Here is a 23,350-nt window from a genome sequence, read left to right on the forward strand (position 1 = left end):
ACCCGAAACCGATGTGATCTAGCCATGAGCAGGTTGAAGGTGGGGTAACACCCACTGGAGGACCGAACCGGTGTCTGTTGAAAAAGCCTCGGATGACTTGTGGCTAGGGGTGAAAGGCCAATCAAACTCGGAAATAGCTGGTTCTCCGCGAAAACTATTTAGGTAGTGCGTCGCATGAATACTCCAGGGGGTAGAGCACTGGATGGGCTAGGGGGTCTTACCGACCTACCAAACCTAACCAAACTCCGAATACCTGGAAGTAGTGTGCGGCAGACAGACGGCGGGTGCTAACGTCCGTCGTCGAGAGGGAAAAAACCCTGACCACCAGCTAAGGCCCCTAATTCGTGGCTAAGTGGTAAAGGATGTGAGGATCCCATAACAACCAGGAGGTTGGCTTAGAAGCAGCCATCCTTTAAAGAAAGCGTAACAGCTCACTGGTCTAAACAAGGGTCTTTGCGCCGAAAATGTAACGGGGCTCAAGCCACGAGCCGAAGCTGTGGGTGTGCATGCGAGAGTATGTACGCGGTAGCGGAGCGTTCCATAGGCCTGTGAAGGAGTACGCGTGAGCGGCTCTGGAGGTATTGGAAGTGCGAATGCTGGCATGAGTAACGACAAACAGTGTGAGAGACACTGTCGCCGAAAGTCCAAGGGTTCCTGCGTAAAGCTAATCTGCGCAGGGTTAGTCGGCCCCTAAGGCGAGGCTGAAAAGCGTAGTCGATGGGAACAAGGTGAATATTCCTTGACCAGTGGGTAGTGACGGATCTCTTCCGTGGTGTGTGCTTATTGGATTGTGCATGCCATCACGAGGTTCCAGGAAATAGCTCCCACATCAGACCGTACCCGAAACCGACACAGGTGGACTGGTAGAGTATACCAAGGCGCTTGAGAGAACTATGCTGAAGGAACTCGGCAATTTGCCTCCGTAACTTCGGGATAAGGAGGCCTCGTTCGTGGGCAACCATGGGCGAGGGGCACAAACTAGGGGGTGGCGACTGTTTAACAAAAACACAGGGCTCTGCTAAGCCGCAAGGCGACGTATAGGGTCTGACGCCTGCCCGGTGCCGGAAGGTTAAGAGGAGAGGTGCAAGCTTTGAATCGAAGCCCCGGTAAACGGCGGCCGTAACTATAACGGTCCTAAGGTAGCGAAATTCCTTGTCGGGTAAGTTCCGACCTGCACGAATGGCGTAACGATCTCCCCGCTGTCTCCAGCATAGACTCAGTGAAATTGAATTCCCCGTGAAGATGCGGGGTACCTGCGCTTAGACGGAAAGACCCCGTGCACCTTTACTATAACTTTACACTGGCATTCGTGCTTGCATGTGTAGGATAGGTGGTAGGCTATGAAGCATGGGCGCCAGCCCGTGTGGAGCCACCCTTGAAATACCACCCTTACGATCATGGATGTCTAACCGCGACCCGTCATCCGGGCCCGGGACAGTGTATGGTGGGTAGTTTGACTGGGGCGGTCGCCTCCCAAAGAGTAACGGAGGCGTGCGACGGTGGGCTCAGACCGGTCGGAAATCGGTCGTCGAGTGCAATGGCATAAGCCCGCCTGACTGCGAGACTGACAAGTCGAGCAGAGACGAAAGTCGGCCATAGTGATCCGGTGGTCCGTTGTGGAACGGCCATCGCTCAACGAATAAAAGGTACGCCGGGGATAACAGGCTGATGATTCCCAAGAGTCCATATCGACGGAATCGTTTGGCACCTCGATGTCGACTCATCACATCCTGGGGCTGGAGAAGGTCCCAAGGGTTCGGCTGTTCGCCGATTAAAGTGGTACGTGAGTTGGGTTCAAAACGTCGTGAGACAGTTTGGTCCCTATCTGGCGTGGGCGTAGGAGAATTGAGAGGATCTGTCCTTAGTACGAGAGGACCGGGATGGACGTACCTCTGGTGGACCTGTTGTGGCGCCAGCCGCAGTGCAGGGTAGCTATGTACGGTCGGGATAACCGCTGAAGGCATCTAAGCGGGAAACCCACCTCAAGATAAGTTCTCCCTCGAAAGCCGTGGTAGACCACCACGTTGATAGGCCGGGTGTGGAAGCGGAGCGATCCGTGCAGCTTACCGGTACTAATAGCTTGATCGGCTTGATCGCTCTCATTTATCAATACTCACTCGCGGTGAAAAATACCGACAGTGACCTGGAACATTCCATTCTTGCTTCAGATTTTGCTTCGCCGGCCTGGTGGCACTAGCGAGGAGCCTCAACCCGATCCCATCCCGAACTCGGCCGTTAAACTCCTCAGCGCCGATGGTACTATGTCTCAAGACCTGGGAGAGTAGGTCGTTGCCAGGCCTGCAAAGCAAAAATCTCGAATACCATGCAAATTACCCGCCGCGGGGTGGAGCAGCCCGGTAGCTCGTCAGGCTCATAACCTGAAGGCCGCAGGTTCAAATCCTGCCCCCGCAACCAAATTGCATATCAAAAACCCTGATCGAGATAATTACTCGATCAGGGTTTTTGCGTTTGAGTTATGCAATGTCCAACGCTGCGCTCTGGATCTTCGAAGCGCTGCCTCGCCGTTTTCTCCCTGCTTCGGTAGGTGAAAGCAAACACGCGGTGATGATGCCGGACTTGATACATGGCATTTCTGTCCAGTATTGACTGCTGCAAAGCTGAATTGGGGGTGCAATGAGTGTTGGCCTGATCGCCCTTCTCGACGACGTCGCGGCCCTGGCAAAAGTCGCCGCCGCCTCACTGGACGACATTGCCGGCCAGGCTGCCAAGGCAGGCGCCAAGGCGGCTGGCGTCGTCATCGACGATGCGGCTGTCACGCCGCGCTACGTCACAGGGTTTGCGGCAAAGCGCGAATTGCCTATCATTGGCAAGATCGCTGCCGGTTCGCTCAAGAACAAGCTTCTGATCCTGCTTCCGGTCTCGCTCGCGCTCAGCCTGCTTGCGCCCCAGGCGATTACGCCCCTGCTGATGATCGGCGGTGTCTATCTTTGCTACGAAGGCGTCGAGAAGATCTACGAGCTCATCGTGCCGCATGCAGCCCATCAGCATGAAGCCGAACTCGGTTCGATCAACCCCAATGCGCAATCCTTCGAAGATCAGAAAGTCGCAAGCGCCATCAAGACCGACTTCATCCTGTCGGCGGAGATCATGGCCATCACGCTCGGTTCCGTTCCCGATAGTGGATTCGTGACCCAGGCCGTCATTTTGGCCATTGTCGGCATAGGCATTACGGCTGCGGTGTATGGTGCGGTCGCTCTTATCGTCAAGGCCGATGATCTCGGCGTGGCGATGGCCAGGGTGACCTCGCCCTCCTTGATGGGGCGCCTGCTGCGCGGAATGGGCCGTGCGCTCGTCGTCGGCATGCCCTATTTCCTGAAGGTGCTCGGCCTGGTCGGCATTGCCGCGATGATTTGGGTCGGCGGTGGCATCATCCTGCATGGCTTCGAGGCCTATGGCTTGGGCGCTCTCAGCCATGTCCTCCATGAGGCCGCCGAAGCGGCGGCGCATTGTGTGCCGGCGGCTGGCGGGGTGGTGACATGGCTGGTCCAGGCTGCGGGCTCGGGCCTGGTGGGCATTGGCGTGGGGCTGGTGACCATTCCGGTGATCAGCTATGTCGTTGCGCCGATCTGGCGCCTGTTCAAGCCGAGGCCCAGTAGCGCCTGATATCGAGAGCCAATCCCGTCCACACCCAATTCCAAATACCCCGCCGGAGAAGGCCTCACAGGCTCTCGTCGATCGCGGGGAGGGCATAGAGCCCGTTCTTATGCAGGCGCGTGGCATTGCCGGAAAGGTCATGATAGGTGAAGGCGCCCTGTGCGAAATAGTGGCAGACCATCGCCCTGCGGGAAAGCTTGAGATCCTTGCGAGGCGAGCCGCCGTGCAACAGGTCGGCATGCCAGAACAGGACGTCACCGGCCTTGGCCAGGAAATATTTCGGTTCGAGGCCCAAAGTGTCGATATAGTGCCGGATCGTCGGCTCGTAGAGTGAGCTGTAAACCCCGATATTTTCCTTGAATGCACGCGGCGGAATACCGAGCTCCCCGCTCAGCAAAGGGGGCACGAGCCGGTGGCTGCGTGGATAATATTCCAATGGTCCGCAATCAGTGCCGACATCCTCGAACGCAATCCAACTCGCCAGCATGTAGCCCAGTGGATAGGTCGTCATGTGGATCGTGTCGGAATGCGGGCTCTGCCAGCTACCCTTATGTCCCATGATCGTCTGGAACGGCAGGGTCTTGCGTCCGAACAGCACATCCGAAATTCTCAATATCTTGGGATGTTGCTGCAACTCGCGCAGGACCGGCACCGGAATGTGGGGATCGAGCGTACGGCCGGGGTGAATATCGCCGGCACCCCGGCTCTCCGGCGCGACCGTGATCGTTCCATCGGCGATCGCCTTTTCATAGGCTGCCCAGAGGCGATCGAGAAGTTCCGCCTCGATCAGACCAGGCGCGATGCAGTAACCCTCGAATATCCATTGTTTGCACATCGCGGCTTCGGTGTCGTTGAGTTCGCCGGCGGTATGGCGACGTTCGACTTCCAGCAACGCGTTCGGCCTGTCAAGCCAGCAAGCCGGGCCACTGATGGGAAACGCATCGCCGCGAAACTCCTCGATGGCTTCGAGGTCCACCGGCCTCTCCGCGATATAGGTTTCCCGGAATTTCTGCTCGATCACCAAGGGGCTTTCCTTCTTGGGCCCCTTCCTGATTGATTTGGCCTTGATGCCCCGACGGATGAGATTCGCTAGCCCCAACACCGTGTTTCACCTTTCAGCTTGCTGAGCCGTTCGCCGGGCGAAGACGGAAAATGACGGGCCGTTGATGTGTTGGGGATCGTCATGGGCAACGCGCAAATCGTCAAAACCCAGTACGCCGAGGACCGCCAGAAGGTCTTCTTTTTCCATCCAATAATGTCGATTGACCGGACCACCGCAATATGCCGTTTTCTTCCAGGCGCCATAGTAGCTGCGCTCGTGCAATTTGATATCGATGCCGCGAAACTCGACTTCGTGGCTGAGTTCCTTGTATGGCGGCTTTTGTGACTTGAACGGAACGCGCCTGAGATCTTCGGGCGGCATTGCAGTTTCGTCGAAGTAATGTGTCCAGATATAGATCGCATCGGCTCTGGCGGCCAGCAATTCGAGCAATCTCAGCGGGTCCTCCATATGATAGAGGACACCGCATGCAACGATGAGATCGTATGGCGGGTCGTCTCGTTCCAGCCATTTGACGAAGTCGCCGAGATGAAAATGCGCACGCTGCAGTCTGAAGATCTCCTTGGCGATCAGGCAGCGCAGGAAGGCCATTTTGTTGGCTTCCACGGCGTCGAGGACGTCTGGACCAAGCCTCTCCAGCATCATCGAGTGGGAGCCTTCCAAAGGGCCCAGCTCGAGAACGCGCCGACCGGAGACGGGCCCGAATTGCTCGACGGCCCAGTGGATCCTCCCATCCTCATACATATAGGAAGGTCCCGCCTGGATGCCCAATTCTGGCGGGAAGGCGTGATTCCATCCCGGAATCAAGTCGACAGCATTCTGGGGCGACGGCTCGGAGAAAACATACCCATCGGTCAGATGGAATTCTTCGACATCTTCTTTCGATTTTGCCGCCCGCACACGGCGGAAAATCTGCTGAAGTGGATTCGTCATTTCTTCCTGCGCTGTAGAAGCATTTATCTCCAAGTCGTCTGTTTAGGTCTAGCTGTCAACTGCATCCCCGGCAAATTTTGTGTCGCTTGTCCAAGCGGTTTAGCAATTGCTTGAGTTAGCCAACTTGCATGGCCAGGAAAGGGGGCTCCGTGTTGCCGGTCGGGGGCCGCGTCGCAGCCCTCACGGTGCTTCGCCGTTGCGTGTCGTGGTGCGCAGATGATCGACCAGCGCACGAAGCTTTGCCGGCTGGCGCTGGCGGCGCGGATAATAGAGATAGAAACCGGCAAAGGGCGGCCCGAACGCTTCGAGCAGCGGCACCAGGTCCCCGCGGTCGAGATAGGCTCGGAAGGTGTCGTAGACGCCGAAGGTGATGCCGGTGCCGGCACAGGCCAGACGGATCATGGTGCCCATATCGTTGGTCGTCACCCTGGGCTCGACGGCGATCTCGAAGTCGCGGCCGTTCTCGGTGAATTCCCAGCGATAGGGGGCGAGGTCCGGCCGGGCGCGCCAGCCGATGCAGCTATGGGCCAGGAGATCGCGTGGATGCTGCGGGGTGCCGCAGCGGGCGAGGTAGTCGGGCGAGGCCACTGCCAATTGGTGCTGTTCACCTGAGACGGGGATGGCGATCATGTCCTGTTCGATCACCTCACCCAGCCGCACGCCGGCATCGAAACCGGCCTGCACGATGTCGTCTTCCTCGTCCGTCACCGTGAGATCGAGCCGGATGCCGGGATAGGCCTGCAGGAATCCCGTCAGGGCGGCGCCGGACAGGAAGGTCTCGGCGATCGAGGAGACGCTGAGCCGGAGCGTGCCGGCTGGACGCCCGCGCTCGTCTTGAACCGCGCCTAGCGCCGTCTTCACCTCGGACAGGGCCGGGTTGACGCTCTGGTAGAGCTGCTCGCCCGCCTCGGTCAGGCGCACGCTGCGCGTGGTGCGCTGCACGAGCGCGACGCCGAGGCGATCCTCCAGGCGCTGCAGGCCCTGGCTGACAGCCGAACGGGTGACGCCCAGCCGCTCGGCCGCGAGGCGGAAACTGCCGGCCTCCGCCACAGCGACAAAGGTTGAAATGCCTTCGAACACATCTGCCATTGGTTAGGTAACCTAACCAAGTTATCTCGGATTGGCAACTCGATCGAGCCAATTCGCCGGTCTAGGGTGCATTTCAGCGGGGCCGGCGGTCGGCTCTGCGCGAAACAGGAACCTGACTTGAGGAGGATGGCCATGGCGCATCGCAATGTCGGCGGCCGAATCGCGGCCCATGCGGCGATCGTGACTCTGCTGACGGGGGCGAACCCGGCGCTGGCCTCGAATATGCCGTCCCCCAGCCAGGGTCAGATCACAAGAAACGAGGCGAGCATGGCTGAACACCCTTATGCGGGGATGTGGGTCACGGAAGACGGCCATATCCGGCAGGAACTGCTGCCGAACGGGCGCTATGACGAAGCGCGCGGCAGCCGCAAGAGCGCCTATCGCGGCCGCTACGAGGTCCGCGGCACTCACATCGATTATTGGGACGACACCGGCTTCACCGCAGATGGTGAATTCGTCGACCGCGACACGTTGCATCACGGCGGCATGGTGTTCCGGCGCCGCTAAGCGGGCGCCGGGCTGGGGCTCAATGCTCCGGCCGAAAGAGAGAATACTGACATGACAAAGCAAACACCGGTCTGGTTCATCACGGGGGCTTCTTCCGGCCTCGGCCTGGCACTGGCACAGGCCGTTCTCGCCAGGGGATGGCAGGCCGTGCTGGCGGCGCGGCGGTTGGAAGCGCTGGCCGACCTTGCCGCCGCGCATGGCGAGCGTGCTCTCACCGTCGAACTCGACGTGACGGATCCCGGCGCGATCGAGAAGGCCGTGGCGGCGGCCGAGGCTCGCTTCGGGCATATCGACGTCGCCGTCAACAGTGCTGGCTATGGCTATCTGGCAGCGATCGAGGAAGGTGAGGATGCCGCGATCCGGGCCCAGTTCGAAACCAATGTCTTCGGGCTGATCGGCGTTACCAAGAGAATATTGCCTGGCCTGCGGGCGCGCCGGAGCGGGCATATCGTCAATATCTCGTCCCTGGGCGGCCTCGTGGCCTTTGCGGCGACCGGCTATTGCCACGCCACCAAATTCGCCGTGGAAGCCCTGTCGGAATCGCTCGCCCAGGAGGTCGCACCGCTCGGCATCAAGGTGACGATCGTCGAGCCCGGGGCTTTCCGCACCGACTGGGCCGGCCGCTCCATGGTGGAGGCGCCCACCGTCATCGCCGATTATGCCGACACCGCCGGCAGGCGCCGCGAGCAGACCCGCGCCGTTTCCGGGCGGCAGCCCGGCGACCCCGCCCGCGCCGCCCTTGCCATCATCAAGGCGGTCGAAGCACCGGAGCCGCCACTACGCCTGCTGCTCGGGGCGCCGGCCTTGCGCATCGCCCGCCAAAGGCTGGAGGCGCTGAGCCTCAATTTCGAGACCTGGGCCGAGACCACGCTGAGCGCCGATTTTCTCGACCCGGCGAAGGCCTGATGCCGCGCCTCGGCGCGAACACCTCAACAAGGAACCTATGAGATGAATGCAATTGCAGGAAAAGTCGTGGCCATCACCGGCGCGAGCAGTGGCATCGGCGAGGCCAGCGCGAGAATGCTGGCGGCAGCGGGCGCCCGCGTGGTGATCGGTGCGCGCCGTACTGACAGGCTGGAGAGTCTCGCCGCGGCGATCGCGGCCGAAGGCGGCGAGGTGAGGGTGCGCCCGCTCGACGTGACCTCCCAGGCCGAGGTTGCCGCCTTTGCCGGCTTCGCGCGCCAGGCTTTCGGGCGGCTCGACGTGATGGTCAACAATGCCGGGGTGATGCCACTCTCCCCGCTGGCGGCGTTGAGGGTGGCGGAATGGGACCGCATGATCGACGTCAACATCAAGGGCATGCTCTACGGCATCGCCGCGGCGCTGCCGATCATGGAGGAGCAGGGGAACGGGCAGATCGTCAACGTCTCCTCGATCGGCGGTCATCGCGTCTCGCCTACCGCCGCCGTCTATTGCGCCACCAAATTCGCCGTGCGCGCCATTTCGGACGGGCTGCGCCAAGAGACGGATCGCATCCGCGTCACGGTGATCTCGCCCGGCACCACCACCTCCGAGCTTGCCGATACGATCGGCGATCCCACCGCGCGGGAGGCGATGAAAGCCTTCCGGGCTGTTACCATCAGCCCGGATGCCGTGGCCGCTGCACTCGCCTATGCCATCGGCCAGCCCGATGACGTCGACGTCAGCGAGATCGTGGTGCGGCCAACGGCGAGCCCGCATTGAGAAAGTTCTTTATTTGCAGGCTACTAAGGCTGCTCACTTCGCAGCCTTCACATAGCGTAGAAGCTGCTCCAGGCTGAGCGCGCCGAAATAGACGTCGTGACCGATCACGAAGCCGGGCGTGCCCTGGAGCTGGAACAGGCGGGCGGCGACGTCGTTCCTGGCCAGCATGGCGGCGATCTCCGGGCCTCGCGCGGCAAGATCCTTGTCGAGCCGCGCGAGGTTCACGCCGGCCTTGCCGGCCGCCTCGCGCACGGCATCCTTGTCCATGGTGCGGGGCAGGGCGAAGAGGGCATTGTGCACCTCGCCATATTTGCCCTGCCAATTGGCGGCGAGCGCCACCCTGGCGGCATAGACCGAAGCCTCCCCGAAGATCGGCCATTCCTTCATCACCAGCCTGATCTCCTTGTTTTCGCGCAGGAGGGTGGCGAGACGCGACTGCATCACTCGGCAATAGGGACAGCGATAATCCGTGAATTCGATGATGGTGACCTTGCCCTTGGGATTGCCGAGCACGGGGAAGAGGGATCGGTGATGATGTCGTTCACGTCGATGTCGGCGGAGGCCGCGCGGGCGGAGCCAGACGGCGCGAGAAAGCCGGCCAGGCTGACGAAGAGGAGAAGGGCCGCGAGAAGCGGGAGCGGAAGGCGCCGAGATGTCATGATATGTCCTTGCTGGCGAGCTGTAGAGCCCGAGCGGCCCGATTCGCCGAGCCCATCGACACTCTTCATGCTGCCGGCATCTTCGGCAAATCACAGTTCTCGGCTGGTGAATCGCATTCACGTGAACGGTCCGCTCAATCTCGTCCAATCATGAAGCGCGAGAGTGCAGCGAAATCGTCCTCGCCCTGGCCGGCCGCGAGCGCCCGGCGGAACAGGCTGTCCTGGCCGAGGATGATGCCGAGGTCGATCTTGCGGGCCTGCATCACCGCCAGCAAATGCTCGAAGGCGTGGTAATGGGTGGCGATCGAGGCAAAGCTCTGCTCGTCACTGGCCAGGCGGCCGGTCTCGTTGCGCTTGATCAGGTCGGCGACCTGACCGTCGATCACTGGCATCAAGGTCTGCCAGAGCCGACCCAGCACGCCGAGTGCCACCCCCTCGGCTTGGCTCACGGCGATGGCGTTGAGCGTGCCGAACAGCGCCCCCCACATCAGGCCGAGCAGGGCGCTGTCGAGCGCATTGGCGAGGCCGGCATCCTCCCCGACATGCTGGACATTGCCGCCGAGGGCCAGGAATAACGGTTTGTTCGCCTCGAAGGCTTGGCCGGGGCCGGCGAACAGGATGGTGCCGGCCTCGGTACCGATGAAATCGGGCGTGGCCATGATGGCGCCGTCGAGATAGGCAGCGCCCTGCGCGGCCGCCCAGCCTCCAGCCTCGCGCGCGCCCTGCGGTGTGCCCGAGGTGAGTTCGACCACGAGCTTGCCTTCGAGGGCCCGGGCGACGCCGGCCTCGCGCAGCAGCGCGGCGGTGGCGTCGTAATCGCTGACATTCACGATGACGACCGCTCCCGCCGCCACGGCTTCGGCCACGGAGGGCGCGACGGTCGCGCCGAGGGCAGCCAGCGCCTCGGCCTTGGCCGGGGTACGGTTCCACACCGTCACCTCATGGCCGGCGCCCAGCAGGGCGCGTGCCAGCGCCGATCCCATGCGTCCCGTTCCCAGCACCGCAATTGCAAGCTTCATCTCGACACTCCATATCCACCAGCGCGGGCTGACGAATTCCTGCCGCGCCTTCCATCGTCCTCGGGCAGATGGGGCTGGCGTGGCGGCGCTCAATACGCACGCCCACGTAAGTGGTTACCAGGTGGTTAGGGTTGGCGAGGGAGAGGGGCATGGCGGATACGGCGAATGATTGCGGCTTTGCGGCGGCGATCCGCATGCTCGAAGGCAAGTGGAAGCTCGACATTTTGTGCGAGCTCCATGCCGGCGCCCGCCGCTTCGGCCGGCTGCGCCGAGCTATTCCGGCAATCAGCGAGAAGATGCTGGCGCAAAAGCTGCGCGAATTGGAGGCCGACAGCCTCATCCACCGCAAGGTCTATGAGCAGATGCCGGCCAAGGTCGTCTATTCCCTGAGCGAGCGCGGCGCCGGCCTCATCGCCAGCAGCACTGCCCTTTGCCACTGGGGCGAGCAGCTTGGCCTCAGCGAGCCGGTGCCGGCGGCCTGCGCCGCGCCTTTGCTGCGAGCCTGATCCTTCAAAGGAACCACTTCGCCCGGCCGATCCTTCGATTGGCCAGGCTCGCAATGACGAGCCGGGCTTTCTATCCCGAAAGCCCGTTTGACGATGCGCACCCGCATCCGCCCATTGCCGCGAATGCCCTTCGGTTTTCGAGAGCCGGGGTCGGATTCGGAACCCAGGAGGTCGGTACTGAGGCGGATTGCAAAGGTATATCGCGGCACTATGACCTGGGGGCGTGGCTATTGGGACTCGCGAACGACGAAATCCCGGCTGGCAGACGATGAAGCGCCCGCTTCAACGGGGGAGGAACGATCGTTTTGTCGCGCGCAATGCTTCGTGGATCGGATTCCGGTGTCTTCTGGCCGGCGCTTATTATTGTCGTGGGCTTTGTATTGTGGGGAACGCTCTTCCCCGCCAGCCTGACAAGTGTCGCCACGGCGACGCTCAACGGCATCATCCATGCCTTCGGCTGGAGCTTCGTCGTCTCGACGGCGTTCTTTCTCGTTTTCGCCGGCTTCCTGGCCTTCAGTCGCTTCGGCCGGATCAAGCTCGGCCATGACGACGAAAAGCCGGAATTTTCCACGGTTTCCTGGGTCTGCATGATGTTCAGCGTCGGCATGGGCATCGGCCTGATGTTCTGGGGCGTGGCAGAACCCGTGTCGCATTTCGGCTCGCCGCCCCATGGGCTCGCCCAGCCGCAATCGAAGGAAGCGGCGATCGTGGCGATGCAATATGCCTATTTCCATTGGGCCCTGCATCCCTGGGCGATCTACGCCGTCGTCGGGCTGGCGCTCGCCTATTTCAGCTATCGTCGCGATCTGCCGACCCTGATGTCCAGCGCCTTCCAGCCCCTGATCGGCGACAGGGTGCACGGGCCGATCGGCCGCACCATCGACGTGCTGGCCATCATCGCCACCTTGTTCGGCACCGCCACCTCGCTCGGCCTTGGCGCGCAGCAGATCAACTCCGGCATGAACTATCTGTGGGGCACCGGCGAATCCGCCACCATTGCCCTTGCCATCATCGCCGTGCTCTCGGTGCTCTTCATCCTCTCGGCTGTGTCCGGTGTCGGCAAGGGCATCCAGTTCCTCAGCAACATGAACATGGTGATCGCGGTGGTATTGCTGCTCTTCCTGGCAGTCTTCGGCCCCACCGTGTTCATCTTCGACACGCTGATCGAATCGCTCGGCTATTATCTCAGTGACCTCGTCTCGATGTCGTTCCGCACCGCCGCCTTCAGCGACGGTAAATGGCTGGCCAACTGGACCATCTTCTACTGGGCATGGTGGATCTCCTGGGCGCCCTTCGTAGGTGTGTTCATCGCCCGCATCTCGCGCGGCCGTACCATCCGTGAATTCGTGATCGGCGTCCTGCTGATCCCCAGCGCCGTCACCTTCGTCTGGTTCACCATCATGGGCGGAACCGCCCTCCATTCCGAGCTGATGGGTGCCGGCGGCCTGGTCGAGGCGGTCAAGAACCAGGGCGCGCCGGTATCGCTGTTCGCTTTGCTGGCGCAATATCCGATGGCGACGGTGACCTCGACCATCGCTATGTTCCTGGTGGCGATCTTCTTCGTCTCCGGTGCGGACGCCGCCTCGGTAGTGATGGGCATGCTCTCCTGCCGGGGCGCTCCCCATCCGCAGGCGGGCATCGTGGTGCTCTGGGGCCTGCTCGCCGGCGCCTCGGCCTGCGTGCTCCTGGTGATGGGCGGCCTCGCCGGCCTGCAGACGGCCTCGATCATCGCCGCTGCCCCCTTTCTCCTGGTGATGATCGGCCTGTGCATCTCGCTGTGGAAGGGCCTGCTGGACGAATTGGAGATGCATGGCGTCCTGCACGACGCCAGGATCCAAGTCACCAAGCTCGCGCCGCCAGCCGAATAGGCTGGCCACGCGCTGGACCCGGGACGGGCGGGCAGGTCCCTCCCGTTTTCATGTGGCCAGGAGGGGTGATTTGCGGAGAGCCTCGCCGTAAGGTGTGGAGCCATCATGGCGCCGGTCATCAGGTCGGCGGCATCCCCGCGAGGAGCCGAATACCATGAAGAACCCCTTCGGTCTCGAACTCCACGGCTCCCTCGCGGAGCTCTGCCGGCCCGACCGCATGGCCGTCATCGTCTACGACATGCAGGTGGGCATCCTCAGCCAGATTGCCGACAGCGCCGCCATCATCGCGCGCAATGCCACCGTGCTGCAGGCTGCGCGGGCGGGCGGTTACCGCGTCATCTTCCTGCGACACATGTCGATGCCGCCCAAATTGATGGGACGCTTCCAATATCGCCAGGCCATGGCCTGGCAGCGCACCGAGGACCCCGCCGCGGTGAAGCCCTGGTTCCTGCGCTCCTCGCCCGGCTTCGAGATCGCGCCGGAACTGGCGCCACGCGAAGACGAGGCCATCCTCGACAAGATCACCTTCTCGGCCTTCGCCGACACGCCGCTCGCCACCATCCTGCGCGATTGCGGTCTTACCTCCTTCGCCATCATGGGCGTCGCCATCGAGATCGGCATCGAGCCGACGGCCCGCCACGGCGCCGATCTCGGCTTCGTGCCCGTTATCGTCGAGGACGCCTGCGGCACCGGCCACCGGGAGGCGGCCGAGCGCAGCTTTACCGCGCTCGCCTATATGGGCGATGCCATCCTCACGCGGAGCGAGGCGCTGGCTGGGATGATGGCTGAGACGGCGGGATGAAGAAGGTGCCTTCGTCGCCGGCTTAGGATTCATCCATTAATAAACAAATCGAGTTGGCTCTTTGTCATTGCCATGCTTGACCCGGCAATCCAGCTCCTCCCTCCAGACGTCGAAGCAGGGCCCCCTGGATGCCCGGGCATGACCAGGGCGGCGCTTCGGCTATTTCCGGACAATGCCTTCGTTCCAACAAGCCCTGCTCGTGGGTGAGCCAGCCGCTTCTCATCCAAAGCCGAATGAAGCGGTGGCCGGTGATGCCTGTGCGGAGCAGATGCCGGTTGCCCACTCCGGCCTCCTTGCCGTCATAGAACAGCCGCAGGCCCCATCGAGGATCGCCGTTCAAATCGGCGTCCGGTTCGGAAGTATCCTTCAAAATCATTGGTGCAGGTATCATGAAGCTCTGTACATCGGCTGCTATTGGGGCTGTCTTGCTCGGGACGTTACCCGCGCCGTCTCTCGCACAGGCAAAGGGCGAACTCATTCGGGTGGCGGTGTATCGGGGCCCGGCCTCTTGTGAAGGCTGCTCCGAAACCATGAAGACATCGATCGAGCAACTCGGGCCGAACTACCGTGTCGAATTTGTTGGGACGGGGGAACGGACCGACATCTCCCCCCAAAGCCTGTCACGCTACGACATCTATGTGCAGCCGGGTGGCGGTCAGGACATTCCGGGTGCGTTGCGGAGCCTGGGCAAGGCCCGCATCGGCGCCATTCGCAATTACGTGGCGCAGGGCGGCCATTATGTCGGCGTCTGCATGGGCGCCTATCTTGCGGATGCCACGGGGATAGGCCTGATCCCGCATGATCTCGACTCCGAGGTCGGACGTCCCGGCTTCGCCGTCAAGACGATTGCCGACGCAGCCATAACCGTGCGTTGGGCGGGCCAGAAACAGGGAATATTCTTTCAGGACGGTCCTTACCTGCCGAGCGCAAAGCAGGATGCGGGCTTTCGGCAGATCGCCACCTATGAGAACGGCGATGTCGCGGCGGCGCGCTATTCCTTCGGCAAAGGCAGCGTCGTCTTGAGCGGCCCTCATCCGGAGGCCGACAAGGTCTGGTTCGAGGAGGCCGACATTCCCCTGGCGAAAATGCCAGGAGGTAATTTGCTCAGGGATCTGTTTTCACAAGCCAGGCGCTAGCCGGCAATTCTGTCGGGCTGCAGATCCATCGTGGTGGCCAGCATGTTTCCTGGCGATGCTCGTTCAACGGCCACGACCATCTGTCCGTTATTGCCGACGTTACGGCACCGGGATGTCCCGGTGCCGCGCTCCAAGCCTTCCTCCTTCCAACCCGCGGGAAGGAGGACTGGTGATCACTTCGCGGCCACGCCGACCAGTGTGTCGTAAATGAAAGACGTACCTTCTTTCAAAGACTTGACCGCGATGCGCTCGTCATTGCCGTGCATGCGTTCGAGCGTTTCATTGTCCAGCGGGTATGGATAGATGCCATAGGTCGGTATCCCGCGGTCTCGCCAGGCGGAAGCGTCCGTACCGGCCTCGAACAGGGCCGAAACCACCGTAGCCTCGGGCCATGTCTTCTTTCCGGCCGTTTCGAGAGCCTTGAACAGGGGCGTGTCGGTCGGGGATGCCTCGGCTTCCGTGCGCTTCTTGTAGTAGGCCTTGGCGTCGGTTTCCGACAGGGTGGTGTCGACGCTGATCTTGATATCCGGATCGGCGATGGCTTTCTCGACCTGGGCTCGCACGTCCCAGGGCGTCGAGCCCGGAATGAGGCGCACGTTCACATAGGCTTCGGCCGTGCCGGGAATGACGTTTTCCTTCACCCCGGCCTTGATGATCGTCGTCGCCACCGTATTGCGCATCAGGGCGTGCCAGAGCAATGGGTAATCACCGGTGGCGGAGACGCGTTTTCCGGCTTTCTTCAGTGCCGAAGCGTCACTGCTCGAGGCCAAGGTCTGGAGATCGCGCTTCATCTGCCCGGTTGCGCTCGATGAAAGGGCCTGGAAATAGGCCCTGGTCTGGCCGGTGAGGGTGGGCTCGGTGTCCCATACCGACAATTTCGCCAGGGCCCTCGTCAATTTGCCGACCGCGCTGTCCGGTTGCGGGCGCGAGGAGTGCGTGGGCGTACCCGTCACCTTGAGCCTGAGACCGGCATAGATTTTGTCACGCGTCGTGATGTTGACCTGCCGGGTGACGCCTTTCTTGTCCTGGAAGATCCAGCCGCCTTCATTCAAGACGAATTCGGCGTCGATCTTGTCCCAGTGATTTTTCGCCAGCCAGTCGGTGCCGTAATCGCCGGCTTCTTCATCGGCTTCGGCCAGGAAGATCACGTCCCTCGAGAGCGCGACACCGCTTTTCTTGAGCTCCAGGAGAGCCTGGACGAACACCGCCTGTCCACCCTTGAAGTCCATGGCACCCCGGCCGAGAACATAGCCATCCTTGATTTCGCCGGCGAAAGGATCGACGCTCCAGGTGTGCCGTTCAACCGGCACCACATCCGAATGCGCAGCCAGAAGCACAGGCTTCTTGCTGCCGTCGCCCTTCAGGCGAGCGATGAAGTGAGCCACGCCTTCCTTCGGGGTCTTGATGATTTCATTCTCGATGCCGGCGGCGTCGAAGATCTTCTTGAGGTGGGTCGCTTCCTCCAGCGTTCGTCCCGGCGGGTTGGATGTATCGAAGCGCAGAAGCTGCTGAAGAAGCTCGACCGTCTTGTCGGATTCCTGCGCCGCGAGAGGAGAGGTCGAGCCTATAAGGGCGATGACGCCGAAAACCGTCGCGCAATTTAAAAGAATAGATGGACCCAATTTCATAACTTTTCCTCTTGGTATTCTAAATTTTATGAAACTGCTCCTCTTTCCGGGCGCTTTATGTTGATTATCCTAGCCAAAAAACCTCGTGCGACAAGCCGCGATAAATCGATACAACATGCCTGTCTTTGATCGTGCCGAAACGACGCAGGCCGTTGCCGGTAATTCCGGCATGGGCTTTCGATCGGGAGACCCTCCCGAATACCGTCACACTTGTTACTCCCACCCCTCCTCTTCCCGGTGGCACTCTCTCCTCACCGATGACGAGCCAGCGGCGGCGCGTGCCGATGTGCTTGGCGCGCGAGACGCGACTGGCCGAAATGAGGAGATTTGCGATGACGACTTCAGCCGGAAATGGACAGGACGGAGCCACGGGCATGCACATTCCGCCAGTGGTGTCGCCGCAGGATTGGCAGGCGGCGCATGAGCGGCTGTTGGCGATGGAAAAGGCGCATACCCGGGCCCGCGACGCCCTGGCAGCCCAGCGCCGGCGCATGCCGTGGATGGCGGTGGAGAAGGCCTATGTCTTCGAGGGGCCGCAGGGCCGGGCAAGCTTTGCGGATTTGTTCGAGGGGCGCAGCCAGCTCATCGCCTATCGCGCCTTTTTCGAGCCAGGTGTGTTCGGCTGGCCCGAGCATGCCTGCCGGGGCTGCTCGATGGTGGCTGACCAGGTCGCCCATCTCTCTCATCTCAATGCCCGTGACACCACACTCGTCTTCCTCTCGCGGGCACCTCAGGACGATATCGCCAGGCTGAAGCAGCGCATGGGCTGGACCATGCCCTGGTACACCGTGATCGACGATTTCGACTGGGATTTCGGCGTGGGCGAATGGCACGGCACCAATGTGTTCTACCGCGACGGCGACAGGATCTTCCGCACCTATTTCGTCAACAGCCGCGGCGACGAGCAGATGGGCGGCACCTGGAACTATCTCGACATCACCCCGCTCGGCCGCCAGGAGTCTTGGGAAGATTCGCCCGAGGGCTATCCGCAGACGCCGCCCTATAAATGGTGGAACTGGAACGACGCCTACGTCGCGGGCGCGGCACCCGACAAGCGCTGGGTGCAGGTCTCGGATGCGGGCGAGGCGACCTTCCGCAAATAGCGGGCGCTACTGGTTCGTGGAAGGGCGTTTCCACAACCCTATCAAATCATAAGGGTGGGGCGGCACACTGGTGCACGCCTTGCCTGTGCGGGAATTCGCCTGCCGTCTTGCCAGGGGTGGCGGGTCCCCGCATGATCGTCGGGCAAGGAGGCCCACATGCCCGACGAGATCACGCTGAGCGAGCTGCTGCACCAGGAGGCGGTGCTCACCTTCCCGGCCTTCGACAACGACATCGCCATCGATCTGGGCACGCTGGCGCTCGGCATCGCCCGCGAGCGCGCCTTGCCGGTGGCGATCAATGTCAGCCGCAACCGCCAGCAGCTCTTCCATGCTGCCCTGGCCGGAACCTCGCTCGACAATGATCAGTGGATCGCGCGCAAATCGGCGGTGGTCTACCGGTTCGGACATTCCTCCTTCTATATGGGCCAGTCGACGCTGCCGGGCGGTCCCTCCTTCCATGATCGCTTCATGGTCGATCCCAAGGAATATGCCGCACATGGCGGCAGCTTTCCGATCATCGTGGAGGGCACGGGCCTGGTCGGCGCCATCACCATATCGGGCCTGCCCCAGCAGGCCGACCATGAGCTGGTGGTGGAGATCATTACCCGTTTCCTCGAGCAACACTTCGGCAAGAAAGGCTTGCTGAGCTGAAGGCCGTCCCGCTCAACCGGCTGCTGATCTACGCCAGAGACATCGAGGCGATGGTGCTGTTCTATGAAAAGCATTTCGGCTTCGAGGCGATACGCCACCCCGAGGACAGGATCGTCGAACTGGTCAATCCGGGCGGAGGCATGCGCCTGATGCTGCATCAGGCCGGCAAGGGGCAGCGCAGTGGCCAGTCCCTGGTCAAGCTGGTGTTCGATGTCGAGGACGTGGATGCGTTCTGCGCGCTGAGCGCCCGAAACGGCCTGGTGTTTGGTCCGGTTCATCCGGCCGACGGCTATCGGTTCGCCAATGCCAAGGATCCCTGCGGCAATCCTGTCTCCGTCTCAAGCCGCCATGCCCGGTTAGGCGGCGGGCAACCATCCTGACGGCCTATTGATCGCAAGACAGCGTCGGGTCCGGATCGCGTGCGGGTACGACCTCGATTGCGATCCGGTACGACCGGCAGGTGCAATCGGAGCAGGCAGGCCTCTCCCGATACCGGATCCGGAGAAGCCCGATGAGACCGCCCGTCCCATTACGCCTGCGCCTGCTGCTGTTCGCTTTTCTGCCGCTGCTCTGCCTGCTGGCACCGGCCGGTAGCCGGGCGGCTGGCCTGAGCCTGATCGAGATTCCGGCCGGTGGCGGCCGGCCGGCGCTCACCGGCGGCGTCTGGTATCCCTGCGCCGGCGGCACCCCCACCGCGAACCGCTTCGGCCCGATCGTGGTGGAGGCCGTGCGCGATTGTCCGCTCGCCGGCATGCAAATGCCGCTCGTGGTGATCTCGCACGGGGTCGGCGGCTCCTTCGTCAGTCATCGCGACACCGCGCTGGCGCTGGCCGATGCCGGCTTCATCGTGGCGGCTGTCGACCATCCCCTGGATAGCGGCCGCTCGGCAACGAGGCGGCCGGGGGACATCGCCTCCATGCTGGAACGCCCCGACGACATCAAGCGGCTGGTCGATTTCATGCTGGCGGGCTGGCCCGGCGCCGCCCGGATCGCGCCGGAGCGGATCGGCGTGTTCGGCTTTTCCAGGGGCGGCTATACCGGGCTTGCGGCCATCGGCGGCACGCCGGACTTCCGGCTCATCCTTGGTCAATGCCCGACCTATCCGGGCAACCGCTGGTGCGCACAGATCGAGGCCGGTGCGACCGACGGCCGGGCGCTGACGCATGATGCGCGCATCAAGGCGGCGGTGATCGCCGACCCGGCCTTCGGGGCACAATTCACCGTAGCAGGCCTGCGGCCGGTCACCGTTCCCGTGCAGTTGTGGGCCTCCGAGTTCGGCGGCGATGGCGTGGGGCCGAAGGATGCCGACACGGTGGCGCACAATCTCACCGCCCGGCCGGAACTGCATGTTGCCGCCAAGGCGGGGCATTTCGCCTTCCTGGCGCCCTGCAGCGCTGAACTCGCCAAGGCCGCCGCCGATTTCGGCGAAGCGGAGATCTGCACGGATGGGGCGGGTTTCGACCGGGTTGCCTTCCATCGGGACTTCAACGCTGAGGTCCTCCGCTTCTTCCGGCGGCACCTTGGCGCAGGGCAGGGGCCTTGAGCCATAGGCCGCGCCCATGCGATGGGTGTTTTGTCGGAGCAGCGTCGGCGCCGGCTCTTAGCTTCCGATCGAAAGCCCCTGCGATGAGCGTCACCCTCTATCACAACCCCGCTTGCGGCACCTCCCGCAATACCCTCGCAATGATCCGTCAGTCGGGCGAGGAGCCGGTGGTGGTCGACTATCTTACGTCGCCACCCTCGCGGGAGAAGCTCGTCGCGCTGCTGGCCGCCATGGCGATGAAGCCGCGTGACCTCCTGCGCGAGAAGGGCACACCCTATGCCGAGCTTGGCTTGGGCGACCCGCAATGGAGCGACCGTGAGATCGTCGACTTCATGCTGGCCCATCCGATCCTGATCAACCGGCCGATCGTCGAGACGGCGCGCGGCACGCGCCTGTGCCGCCCGTCCGAAGCCGTACTCGACCTGCTCGACCATCCGGTTGCGGCCTTCGTCAAGGAAGACGGCGAAGTCGTGACCCCTCGCCGGACCTGATTGCGACTGATCCAGACATGCATACGGAACGCTCGCCGGTTGCGGCCATCATCGCCCTCGGCATCACCCAGATCATCGGTTATGGCACGCTCTATTACAGCTTCAGCATCCTGGCCGCCGACATGGCGCGGGGCCTGGGCTGGACCACGGAATGGGTGTTCGGCGCCCTCTCGGGCGCGCTGCTGATCGGGGGAGCAACCGCCCCCTGGGTCGGTCGGCTGATCGACGCGATCGGGGCGGGCCGGGTGATGGCGGTCGGTTCCCTCGGCGCTTCGGCGTCACTGGCTGCCTGTGCCATGGCGCCCGGCGGTGTGAGTTTCGTGGCGGCGCTGATCGTGATGGAGATTGCCTCCAATCTGGTGCTCTATGGCGCTGCCTTCGCTCTCCTGGTGCAGATCCGGCCACGCGCGGCCCAGCGCAGCATCACCTATCTCACCTTGATAGCGGGCTTTGCCTCCACCGTGTTCTGGCCCGTTACGTCGGCCCTGCATGAGCGCATGAATTGGCAGGGTGTCTATCTCGTCTTTGCCGGGCTCAATCTCGCGGTCTGTTTTCCCCTGTATGTCTGGCTCTCCCTCGGCCTGTCGAAGCGGGACAGCAGGACGATCGGCCAGCAGCCGGCCGTGATAGGGCTGCTCGCGCCCGCCCAACGCCCGCTCGGCTTCCGGCTGATGATCGTCGGCTTTGCCGCGCTGTCGCTGGTGGTGGCGGCCATTCTGGTCCATATGATCCCGCTGCTGTCGGGCCTCGGGCTCGGTGCGTCGGCAGCGATGATCGGTACGTTGTTCGGCCCGTCCCAGGTGCTCAGCCGCCTGGTCAACATGGTGTTCGGGCGTAACCTGCCGTCGATCGCTCTGGCGCTGATCGCGGCGACGCTGATGCCGGCCTCGGTGGCGCTGCTCGCCCTCACGGCGCCCTCCGCCACGGGCGCGGTGGTGTTTGCGGTGGTGTTCGGCCTGGGCAACGGGCTGTTCAGCATCGTGATCGGCACCCTGCCTCTGGCTCTGTTCGGCAGCGAGGGCTATGGCACGCTGCAGGGCAAGGTGATGGCCGCGCGCCTGATCGTGGCGGCGATGGCGCCCTTTGCTTTCGCCTTTGCGCTGACTTCCATCGGCGCCGGCCTGTCCCTGGCGGTGACGGCGCTGCTGGGCGGGCTTGGTGGGCTGTCCTTCCTGGCGATCCGCTTCCTGGTGGAGCCAGCGCGGACGGCTTAGTGGTGCAGGTCGGCGATTGGGTGGAACGGGAGGATGCCGCATGGCCGGCCGCTTGACGATCGAAGCCGAACTGGTGCGCCGCCTGGTCGATAGCCAGTTTCCTGATTGGGCCGATCAGCCGGTCCGGCGGGTCGAGCGCAATGGCTGGGACAATACCACTTTCCGCCTGGGCGAGGACAAGAAGGTGCGCCTGCCGACCGCCGCCTCCTATGTGCCGCAGGTCGAGAAGGAATGGCGCTTTCTGCCCATGCTGGCTTCGCATCTGCCATTGCCGATTCCCGCACCGCTCGCCCTCGGCCGTCCCGCGGAGGGCTATCCCTATCCCTGGTCGGTCTATCGCTGGATCGAGGGTGAGCCGGCGGTGTTCGAGCATCTCGCCGATCCCGTTGGATTCGCGGCCGACCTCGCGCAGTTCCTGCTGGCGCTGCAGCGTGCGCCCGCAGAGGGGCCGCCCGCCGGTGCGGACAATTTCTATCGTGGCGGGGCGCTGAGCGTCTATGACGCCGAGACGCGGCGCTGCCTCGACCAATTACGGGGCGAAATCGACGCCGGCGCGGCAGGCCGGGTCTGGGAGGGGGCGCTGGCGACACGGTGGCAACGGCCTCCCGTCTGGGTGCATGGCGATATCGCCGTCGGCAACCTGCTGATACGCAACGGGAAGCTGAGCGCCGTGATCGATTTCGGCAGCAGTGCCGTCGGCGATCCCGCCTGCGATCTGGTGATCGCCTGGACCTTCCTCCGGGGCGAGAGCCGGGCGGCCTTCAAGGCGAAACTGGCAGCTGGGGCGGGATTTGACGAGGCTATCTGGGCCCGCGCCCGTGGCTGGGCCCTGTGGAAGGCCCTGCTCATCTGCTGTGGGCACGGCAGTATTCTGCCCACCGAACGATCGGCCCGGGAGGTGATCGCCGCCGTGCTGGATGAGCATGCCGAGAACGGGCCAGCCTGACGCCGCGATTTTGGTTTTCGCGAGCTGTGCCAGGTGCCAATCTCCTACCGGAGCGTTTTCCGGAAGATCGATAGACTCCTCATTGCGAAAACGCGTCAAAGCAAGAAGTCTGAGTGAGCAAGCGTTCAGCCGAGAAGGCGCTTATTGCTGCTGAGGTGTTCGACCATGCTGCCCAGGGCCATTCTCTTTGATCTCGACGATACCCTCATTACCGAAGGGGATCGCCTATTGGCGTTGCAGGATGTGGCTGGTGAATTCGCAGCCGAGCTTGGCCCGCATGCGGCCGACCATGTTGCCGGCGCGCTCGACGAGGCGCTCCAGGCCTTCTGGTCCGACCCCGAGAGGGCCAGGGCGGCGCGGTTGAGCCTCGGCGGCAGCAGTATTGCCGAAGTGCGGCTAGCCGTGATCTCGGCCGCCCTTGAGAAATGGGGGGTGCCGAGCCTGGCCGTGCGCTTCTGCCAGCGCTTTGCGGCGGTACGGGTGGAGCGGCATGGTTTCTTCCCAGGCGCTCTCGAGACCTTGGGGGCACTACGTGCCGAAGGCGTGTGTCTTGCGTTGGTGACCAATGGCGCGGCGGACATGCAGCGCGCCAAGATCGAGCGCTATCAGCTCTCCGGCCTGTTCGACCATATCCAGATCGAGGGCGAATACGGTTTCGGCAAGCCTGACCGGCGGGCCTATGATCATGCTTTGAGCAGCCTCGGCGTGCGGCCGCAAGAGGCCTGGATGGTCGGTGACAATCTCGAATGGGAAGTCGTGGCGCCGCAGCGCCTCGGCATCTATGCCGTCTGGCATGACCCCTTCGGGCGAGGCCTGCCGGCGGCCAGCGACGCTCGCCCGGATCGCATCATCCGGCATCTGCCCGAACTCTTGAAGAGGACGGCACCGGCTTGAAAG

General features: G+C 62.9%; 23 protein-coding genes, 1 tRNA gene and 2 rRNA genes (1 of these 26 only partly in view). 19 read left to right on the forward strand and 7 right to left on the reverse strand.

Annotated features, from left to right (window positions below; genetic code table 11):
• The 4 genes from ACR9ZN_RS27470 to ACR9ZN_RS27485 form a co-directional block, all read left to right on the forward strand.
• A 23S ribosomal RNA gene (locus tag ACR9ZN_RS27470) occupies nucleotides 1-2,097 on the forward strand; it begins 729 nt to the left of the window's first position.
• An 86-nt stretch (nucleotides 2,098-2,183) separates the two neighbouring features.
• A 5S ribosomal RNA gene (gene rrf, locus ACR9ZN_RS27475) occupies nucleotides 2,184-2,298 on the forward strand.
• 40 nt (nucleotides 2,299-2,338) lie between these two features.
• Nucleotides 2,339-2,415 (forward strand) — tRNA-Met (locus tag ACR9ZN_RS27480).
• A gap of 219 nt (nucleotides 2,416-2,634) precedes the next feature.
• The gene (locus tag ACR9ZN_RS27485; protein WP_481273687.1) at nucleotides 2,635-3,624 is read left to right on the forward strand and encodes a DUF808 domain-containing protein; all 990 of its coding nucleotides are present in this window, start codon (nucleotides 2,635-2,637) and stop codon (nucleotides 3,622-3,624) included.
• A 55-nt stretch (nucleotides 3,625-3,679) separates the two neighbouring features.
• On the opposite strand, the gene ACR9ZN_RS27490 is transcribed toward ACR9ZN_RS27485, so the two are convergent.
• The 3 genes from ACR9ZN_RS27490 to ACR9ZN_RS27500 all read right to left on the reverse strand — a co-directional run bounded on the left by ACR9ZN_RS27490 (nucleotide 3,680) and on the right by ACR9ZN_RS27500 (nucleotide 6,697).
• Nucleotides 3,680-4,636: a phytanoyl-CoA dioxygenase family protein gene (locus ACR9ZN_RS27490; protein ID WP_481273688.1), complete on the reverse strand. Its 957-nt coding sequence runs from the start codon at nucleotides 4,634-4,636 to the stop codon at nucleotides 3,680-3,682.
• A gap of 87 nt (nucleotides 4,637-4,723) precedes the next feature.
• The gene (locus ACR9ZN_RS27495; RefSeq protein ID WP_454812454.1) at nucleotides 4,724-5,608 is read right to left on the reverse strand and encodes a class I SAM-dependent methyltransferase; all 885 of its coding nucleotides are present in this window, start codon (nucleotides 5,606-5,608) and stop codon (nucleotides 4,724-4,726) included.
• A gap of 180 nt (nucleotides 5,609-5,788) precedes the next feature.
• Nucleotides 5,789-6,697, reverse strand: coding sequence for a LysR family transcriptional regulator (locus ACR9ZN_RS27500; RefSeq protein ID WP_481273689.1), 909 nt, complete (start codon nucleotides 6,695-6,697; stop codon nucleotides 5,789-5,791).
• A 132-nt stretch (nucleotides 6,698-6,829) separates the two neighbouring features.
• Here ACR9ZN_RS27500 and ACR9ZN_RS27505 point away from each other — a divergent pair, with 132 nt between their 5' ends.
• From ACR9ZN_RS27505 to ACR9ZN_RS27515, 3 genes are read left to right on the forward strand one after another with little or no spacing between them, the layout of a single operon-like run.
• Entirely contained in the window at nucleotides 6,830-7,204 is a 375-nt protein-coding gene (locus ACR9ZN_RS27505) for an Atu4866 domain-containing protein (protein WP_454812458.1), read from the forward strand.
• 51 nt (nucleotides 7,205-7,255) lie between these two features.
• The gene (locus tag ACR9ZN_RS27510; protein WP_481273690.1) at nucleotides 7,256-8,110 is read left to right on the forward strand and encodes an oxidoreductase; all 855 of its coding nucleotides are present in this window, start codon (nucleotides 7,256-7,258) and stop codon (nucleotides 8,108-8,110) included.
• Nucleotides 8,111-8,152: 42 nt separating this feature from the next.
• Nucleotides 8,153-8,887 carry an SDR family oxidoreductase gene (locus ACR9ZN_RS27515; protein ID WP_454812462.1) on the forward strand — a complete coding sequence of 245 codons (735 nt, stop codon included), beginning with the start codon at nucleotides 8,153-8,155 and terminating at the stop codon, nucleotides 8,885-8,887.
• A 33-nt stretch (nucleotides 8,888-8,920) separates the two neighbouring features.
• Here the strand turns inward: ACR9ZN_RS27515 and ACR9ZN_RS27520 are convergent, their stop codons facing one another.
• The gene (locus tag ACR9ZN_RS27520) at nucleotides 8,921-9,400 is read right to left on the reverse strand and encodes a DsbA family protein (RefSeq protein ID WP_481273691.1); all 480 of its coding nucleotides are present in this window, start codon (nucleotides 9,398-9,400) and stop codon (nucleotides 8,921-8,923) included.
• 280 nt (nucleotides 9,401-9,680) lie between these two features.
• A complete protein-coding gene (locus tag ACR9ZN_RS27525; protein WP_454812464.1) occupies nucleotides 9,681-10,565 on the reverse strand; it encodes an NAD(P)-dependent oxidoreductase in 885 nt (294 codons plus the stop codon).
• Nucleotides 10,566-10,714: 149 nt separating this feature from the next.
• Between ACR9ZN_RS27525 and ACR9ZN_RS27530 the strand changes: the two genes are divergently transcribed.
• The 3 genes from ACR9ZN_RS27530 (at nucleotide 10,715) to ACR9ZN_RS27540 (ending at nucleotide 13,741) form a co-directional block, all read left to right on the forward strand.
• Nucleotides 10,715-11,071 (forward strand): winged helix-turn-helix transcriptional regulator, encoded by a 357-nt coding sequence (locus tag ACR9ZN_RS27530; RefSeq protein WP_454812466.1) that lies wholly within the window; start codon nucleotides 10,715-10,717, stop codon nucleotides 11,069-11,071.
• Between the two features lie 317 nt (nucleotides 11,072-11,388).
• The gene (locus ACR9ZN_RS27535; protein ID WP_454816665.1) at nucleotides 11,389-12,939 is read left to right on the forward strand and encodes a BCCT family transporter; all 1,551 of its coding nucleotides are present in this window, start codon (nucleotides 11,389-11,391) and stop codon (nucleotides 12,937-12,939) included.
• Nucleotides 12,940-13,093: 154 nt separating this feature from the next.
• On the forward strand, nucleotides 13,094-13,741 hold the full coding sequence (locus ACR9ZN_RS27540) for a cysteine hydrolase family protein (protein ID WP_454812467.1): 648 nt from the start codon (nucleotides 13,094-13,096) through the stop codon (nucleotides 13,739-13,741).
• A gap of 64 nt (nucleotides 13,742-13,805) precedes the next feature.
• Here ACR9ZN_RS27540 and ACR9ZN_RS27545 read toward each other — a convergent pair whose 3' ends face one another.
• The gene (locus ACR9ZN_RS27545; protein ID WP_481273692.1) at nucleotides 13,806-14,117 is read right to left on the reverse strand and encodes a hypothetical protein; all 312 of its coding nucleotides are present in this window, start codon (nucleotides 14,115-14,117) and stop codon (nucleotides 13,806-13,808) included.
• A gap of 13 nt (nucleotides 14,118-14,130) precedes the next feature.
• Between ACR9ZN_RS27545 and ACR9ZN_RS27550 the strand changes: the two genes are divergently transcribed.
• Nucleotides 14,131-14,877 carry a BPL-N domain-containing protein gene (locus tag ACR9ZN_RS27550; protein ID WP_454812468.1) on the forward strand — a complete coding sequence of 249 codons (747 nt, stop codon included), beginning with the start codon at nucleotides 14,131-14,133 and terminating at the stop codon, nucleotides 14,875-14,877.
• Nucleotides 14,878-15,050: 173 nt separating this feature from the next.
• Here the strand turns inward: ACR9ZN_RS27550 and ACR9ZN_RS27555 are convergent, their stop codons facing one another.
• Complete coding sequence (locus tag ACR9ZN_RS27555; protein WP_481273693.1) at nucleotides 15,051-16,505, reverse strand: M20/M25/M40 family metallo-hydrolase; 1,455 nt, start codon at nucleotides 16,503-16,505, stop codon at nucleotides 15,051-15,053.
• Nucleotides 16,506-16,837: 332 nt separating this feature from the next.
• Here ACR9ZN_RS27555 and ACR9ZN_RS27560 point away from each other — a divergent pair, with 332 nt between their 5' ends.
• The 8 genes from ACR9ZN_RS27560 (at nucleotide 16,838) to ACR9ZN_RS27595 (ending at nucleotide 23,347) form a co-directional block, all read left to right on the forward strand.
• On the forward strand, nucleotides 16,838-17,608 hold the full coding sequence (locus ACR9ZN_RS27560) for a DUF899 domain-containing protein (protein ID WP_434954874.1): 771 nt from the start codon (nucleotides 16,838-16,840) through the stop codon (nucleotides 17,606-17,608).
• 156 nt (nucleotides 17,609-17,764) lie between these two features.
• A complete protein-coding gene (locus ACR9ZN_RS27565; RefSeq protein WP_481273694.1) occupies nucleotides 17,765-18,259 on the forward strand; it encodes a heme-degrading domain-containing protein in 495 nt (164 codons plus the stop codon).
• Nucleotides 18,256-18,639 (forward strand): VOC family protein, encoded by a 384-nt coding sequence (locus ACR9ZN_RS27570; protein ID WP_434959578.1) that lies wholly within the window; start codon nucleotides 18,256-18,258, stop codon nucleotides 18,637-18,639. The genes ACR9ZN_RS27565 and ACR9ZN_RS27570 overlap by 4 nt, the downstream gene beginning before the upstream one ends.
• Nucleotides 18,640-18,770: 131 nt before the next feature.
• Nucleotides 18,771-19,802 (forward strand): alpha/beta hydrolase family protein, encoded by a 1,032-nt coding sequence (locus ACR9ZN_RS27575; RefSeq protein WP_481273695.1) that lies wholly within the window; start codon nucleotides 18,771-18,773, stop codon nucleotides 19,800-19,802.
• Between the two features lie 83 nt (nucleotides 19,803-19,885).
• Nucleotides 19,886-20,293 carry an arsenate reductase (glutaredoxin) gene (arsC, locus tag ACR9ZN_RS27580; RefSeq protein WP_481273696.1) on the forward strand — a complete coding sequence of 136 codons (408 nt, stop codon included), beginning with the start codon at nucleotides 19,886-19,888 and terminating at the stop codon, nucleotides 20,291-20,293.
• Between the two features lie 17 nt (nucleotides 20,294-20,310).
• Entirely contained in the window at nucleotides 20,311-21,507 is a 1,197-nt protein-coding gene (arsK, locus tag ACR9ZN_RS27585; protein ID WP_481273697.1) for an arsenite efflux MFS transporter ArsK, read from the forward strand.
• Nucleotides 21,508-21,547: 40 nt separating this feature from the next.
• The gene (locus tag ACR9ZN_RS27590) at nucleotides 21,548-22,453 is read left to right on the forward strand and encodes an aminoglycoside phosphotransferase family protein (RefSeq protein ID WP_481273698.1); all 906 of its coding nucleotides are present in this window, start codon (nucleotides 21,548-21,550) and stop codon (nucleotides 22,451-22,453) included.
• A 165-nt stretch (nucleotides 22,454-22,618) separates the two neighbouring features.
• Nucleotides 22,619-23,347 (forward strand): HAD family hydrolase, encoded by a 729-nt coding sequence (locus tag ACR9ZN_RS27595; protein WP_481273699.1) that lies wholly within the window; start codon nucleotides 22,619-22,621, stop codon nucleotides 23,345-23,347.
• Nucleotides 23,348-23,350: the final 3 nt, after the last annotated feature.

The organism is Labrys sp. HAY1-8F (assembly GCF_056754975.1).

What these genes read in the sequence shown, in the direction of transcription:
- ACR9ZN_RS27510 (WP_481273690.1), top strand. Translation starts at nt 7,256, where the DNA reads ATGACAAAGCAAACACCGGTCTGGTTCATCACGGGGGCTTCTTCCGGC.
- ACR9ZN_RS27595 (WP_481273699.1), top strand. Translation starts at nt 22,619, where the DNA reads ATGCTGCCCAGGGCCATTCTCTTTGATCTCGACGATACCCTCATTACC.
- ACR9ZN_RS27540 (WP_454812467.1), top strand. Translation starts at nt 13,094, where the DNA reads ATGAAGAACCCCTTCGGTCTCGAACTCCACGGCTCCCTCGCGGAGCTC.
- ACR9ZN_RS27555 (WP_481273693.1), bottom strand. Translation starts at nt 16,505, where the DNA reads ATGAAATTGGGTCCATCTATTCTTTTAAATTGCGCGACGGTTTTCGGC.
- ACR9ZN_RS27505 (WP_454812458.1), top strand. Translation starts at nt 6,830, where the DNA reads ATGGCGCATCGCAATGTCGGCGGCCGAATCGCGGCCCATGCGGCGATC.
- ACR9ZN_RS27575 (WP_481273695.1), top strand. Translation starts at nt 18,771, where the DNA reads ATGAGACCGCCCGTCCCATTACGCCTGCGCCTGCTGCTGTTCGCTTTT.
- ACR9ZN_RS27550 (WP_454812468.1), top strand. Translation starts at nt 14,131, where the DNA reads ATGAAGCTCTGTACATCGGCTGCTATTGGGGCTGTCTTGCTCGGGACG.
- ACR9ZN_RS27560 (WP_434954874.1), top strand. Translation starts at nt 16,838, where the DNA reads ATGACGACTTCAGCCGGAAATGGACAGGACGGAGCCACGGGCATGCAC.
- ACR9ZN_RS27495 (WP_454812454.1), bottom strand. Translation starts at nt 5,608, where the DNA reads ATGACGAATCCACTTCAGCAGATTTTCCGCCGTGTGCGGGCGGCAAAA.
- ACR9ZN_RS27565 (WP_481273694.1), top strand. Translation starts at nt 17,765, where the DNA reads ATGCCCGACGAGATCACGCTGAGCGAGCTGCTGCACCAGGAGGCGGTG.
- ACR9ZN_RS27545 (WP_481273692.1), bottom strand. Translation starts at nt 14,117, where the DNA reads ATGATTTTGAAGGATACTTCCGAACCGGACGCCGATTTGAACGGCGAT.
- arsK (WP_481273697.1), top strand. Translation starts at nt 20,311, where the DNA reads ATGCATACGGAACGCTCGCCGGTTGCGGCCATCATCGCCCTCGGCATC.
- ACR9ZN_RS27535 (WP_454816665.1), top strand. Translation starts at nt 11,389, where the DNA reads ATGCTTCGTGGATCGGATTCCGGTGTCTTCTGGCCGGCGCTTATTATT.
- ACR9ZN_RS27530 (WP_454812466.1), top strand. Translation starts at nt 10,715, where the DNA reads ATGGCGGATACGGCGAATGATTGCGGCTTTGCGGCGGCGATCCGCATG.
- ACR9ZN_RS27525 (WP_454812464.1), bottom strand. Translation starts at nt 10,565, where the DNA reads ATGAAGCTTGCAATTGCGGTGCTGGGAACGGGACGCATGGGATCGGCG.
- ACR9ZN_RS27500 (WP_481273689.1), bottom strand. Translation starts at nt 6,697, where the DNA reads ATGGCAGATGTGTTCGAAGGCATTTCAACCTTTGTCGCTGTGGCGGAG.
- ACR9ZN_RS27590 (WP_481273698.1), top strand. Translation starts at nt 21,548, where the DNA reads ATGGCCGGCCGCTTGACGATCGAAGCCGAACTGGTGCGCCGCCTGGTC.
- ACR9ZN_RS27485 (WP_481273687.1), top strand. Translation starts at nt 2,635, where the DNA reads ATGAGTGTTGGCCTGATCGCCCTTCTCGACGACGTCGCGGCCCTGGCA.
- ACR9ZN_RS27515 (WP_454812462.1), top strand. Translation starts at nt 8,153, where the DNA reads ATGAATGCAATTGCAGGAAAAGTCGTGGCCATCACCGGCGCGAGCAGT.
- arsC (WP_481273696.1), top strand. Translation starts at nt 19,886, where the DNA reads ATGAGCGTCACCCTCTATCACAACCCCGCTTGCGGCACCTCCCGCAAT.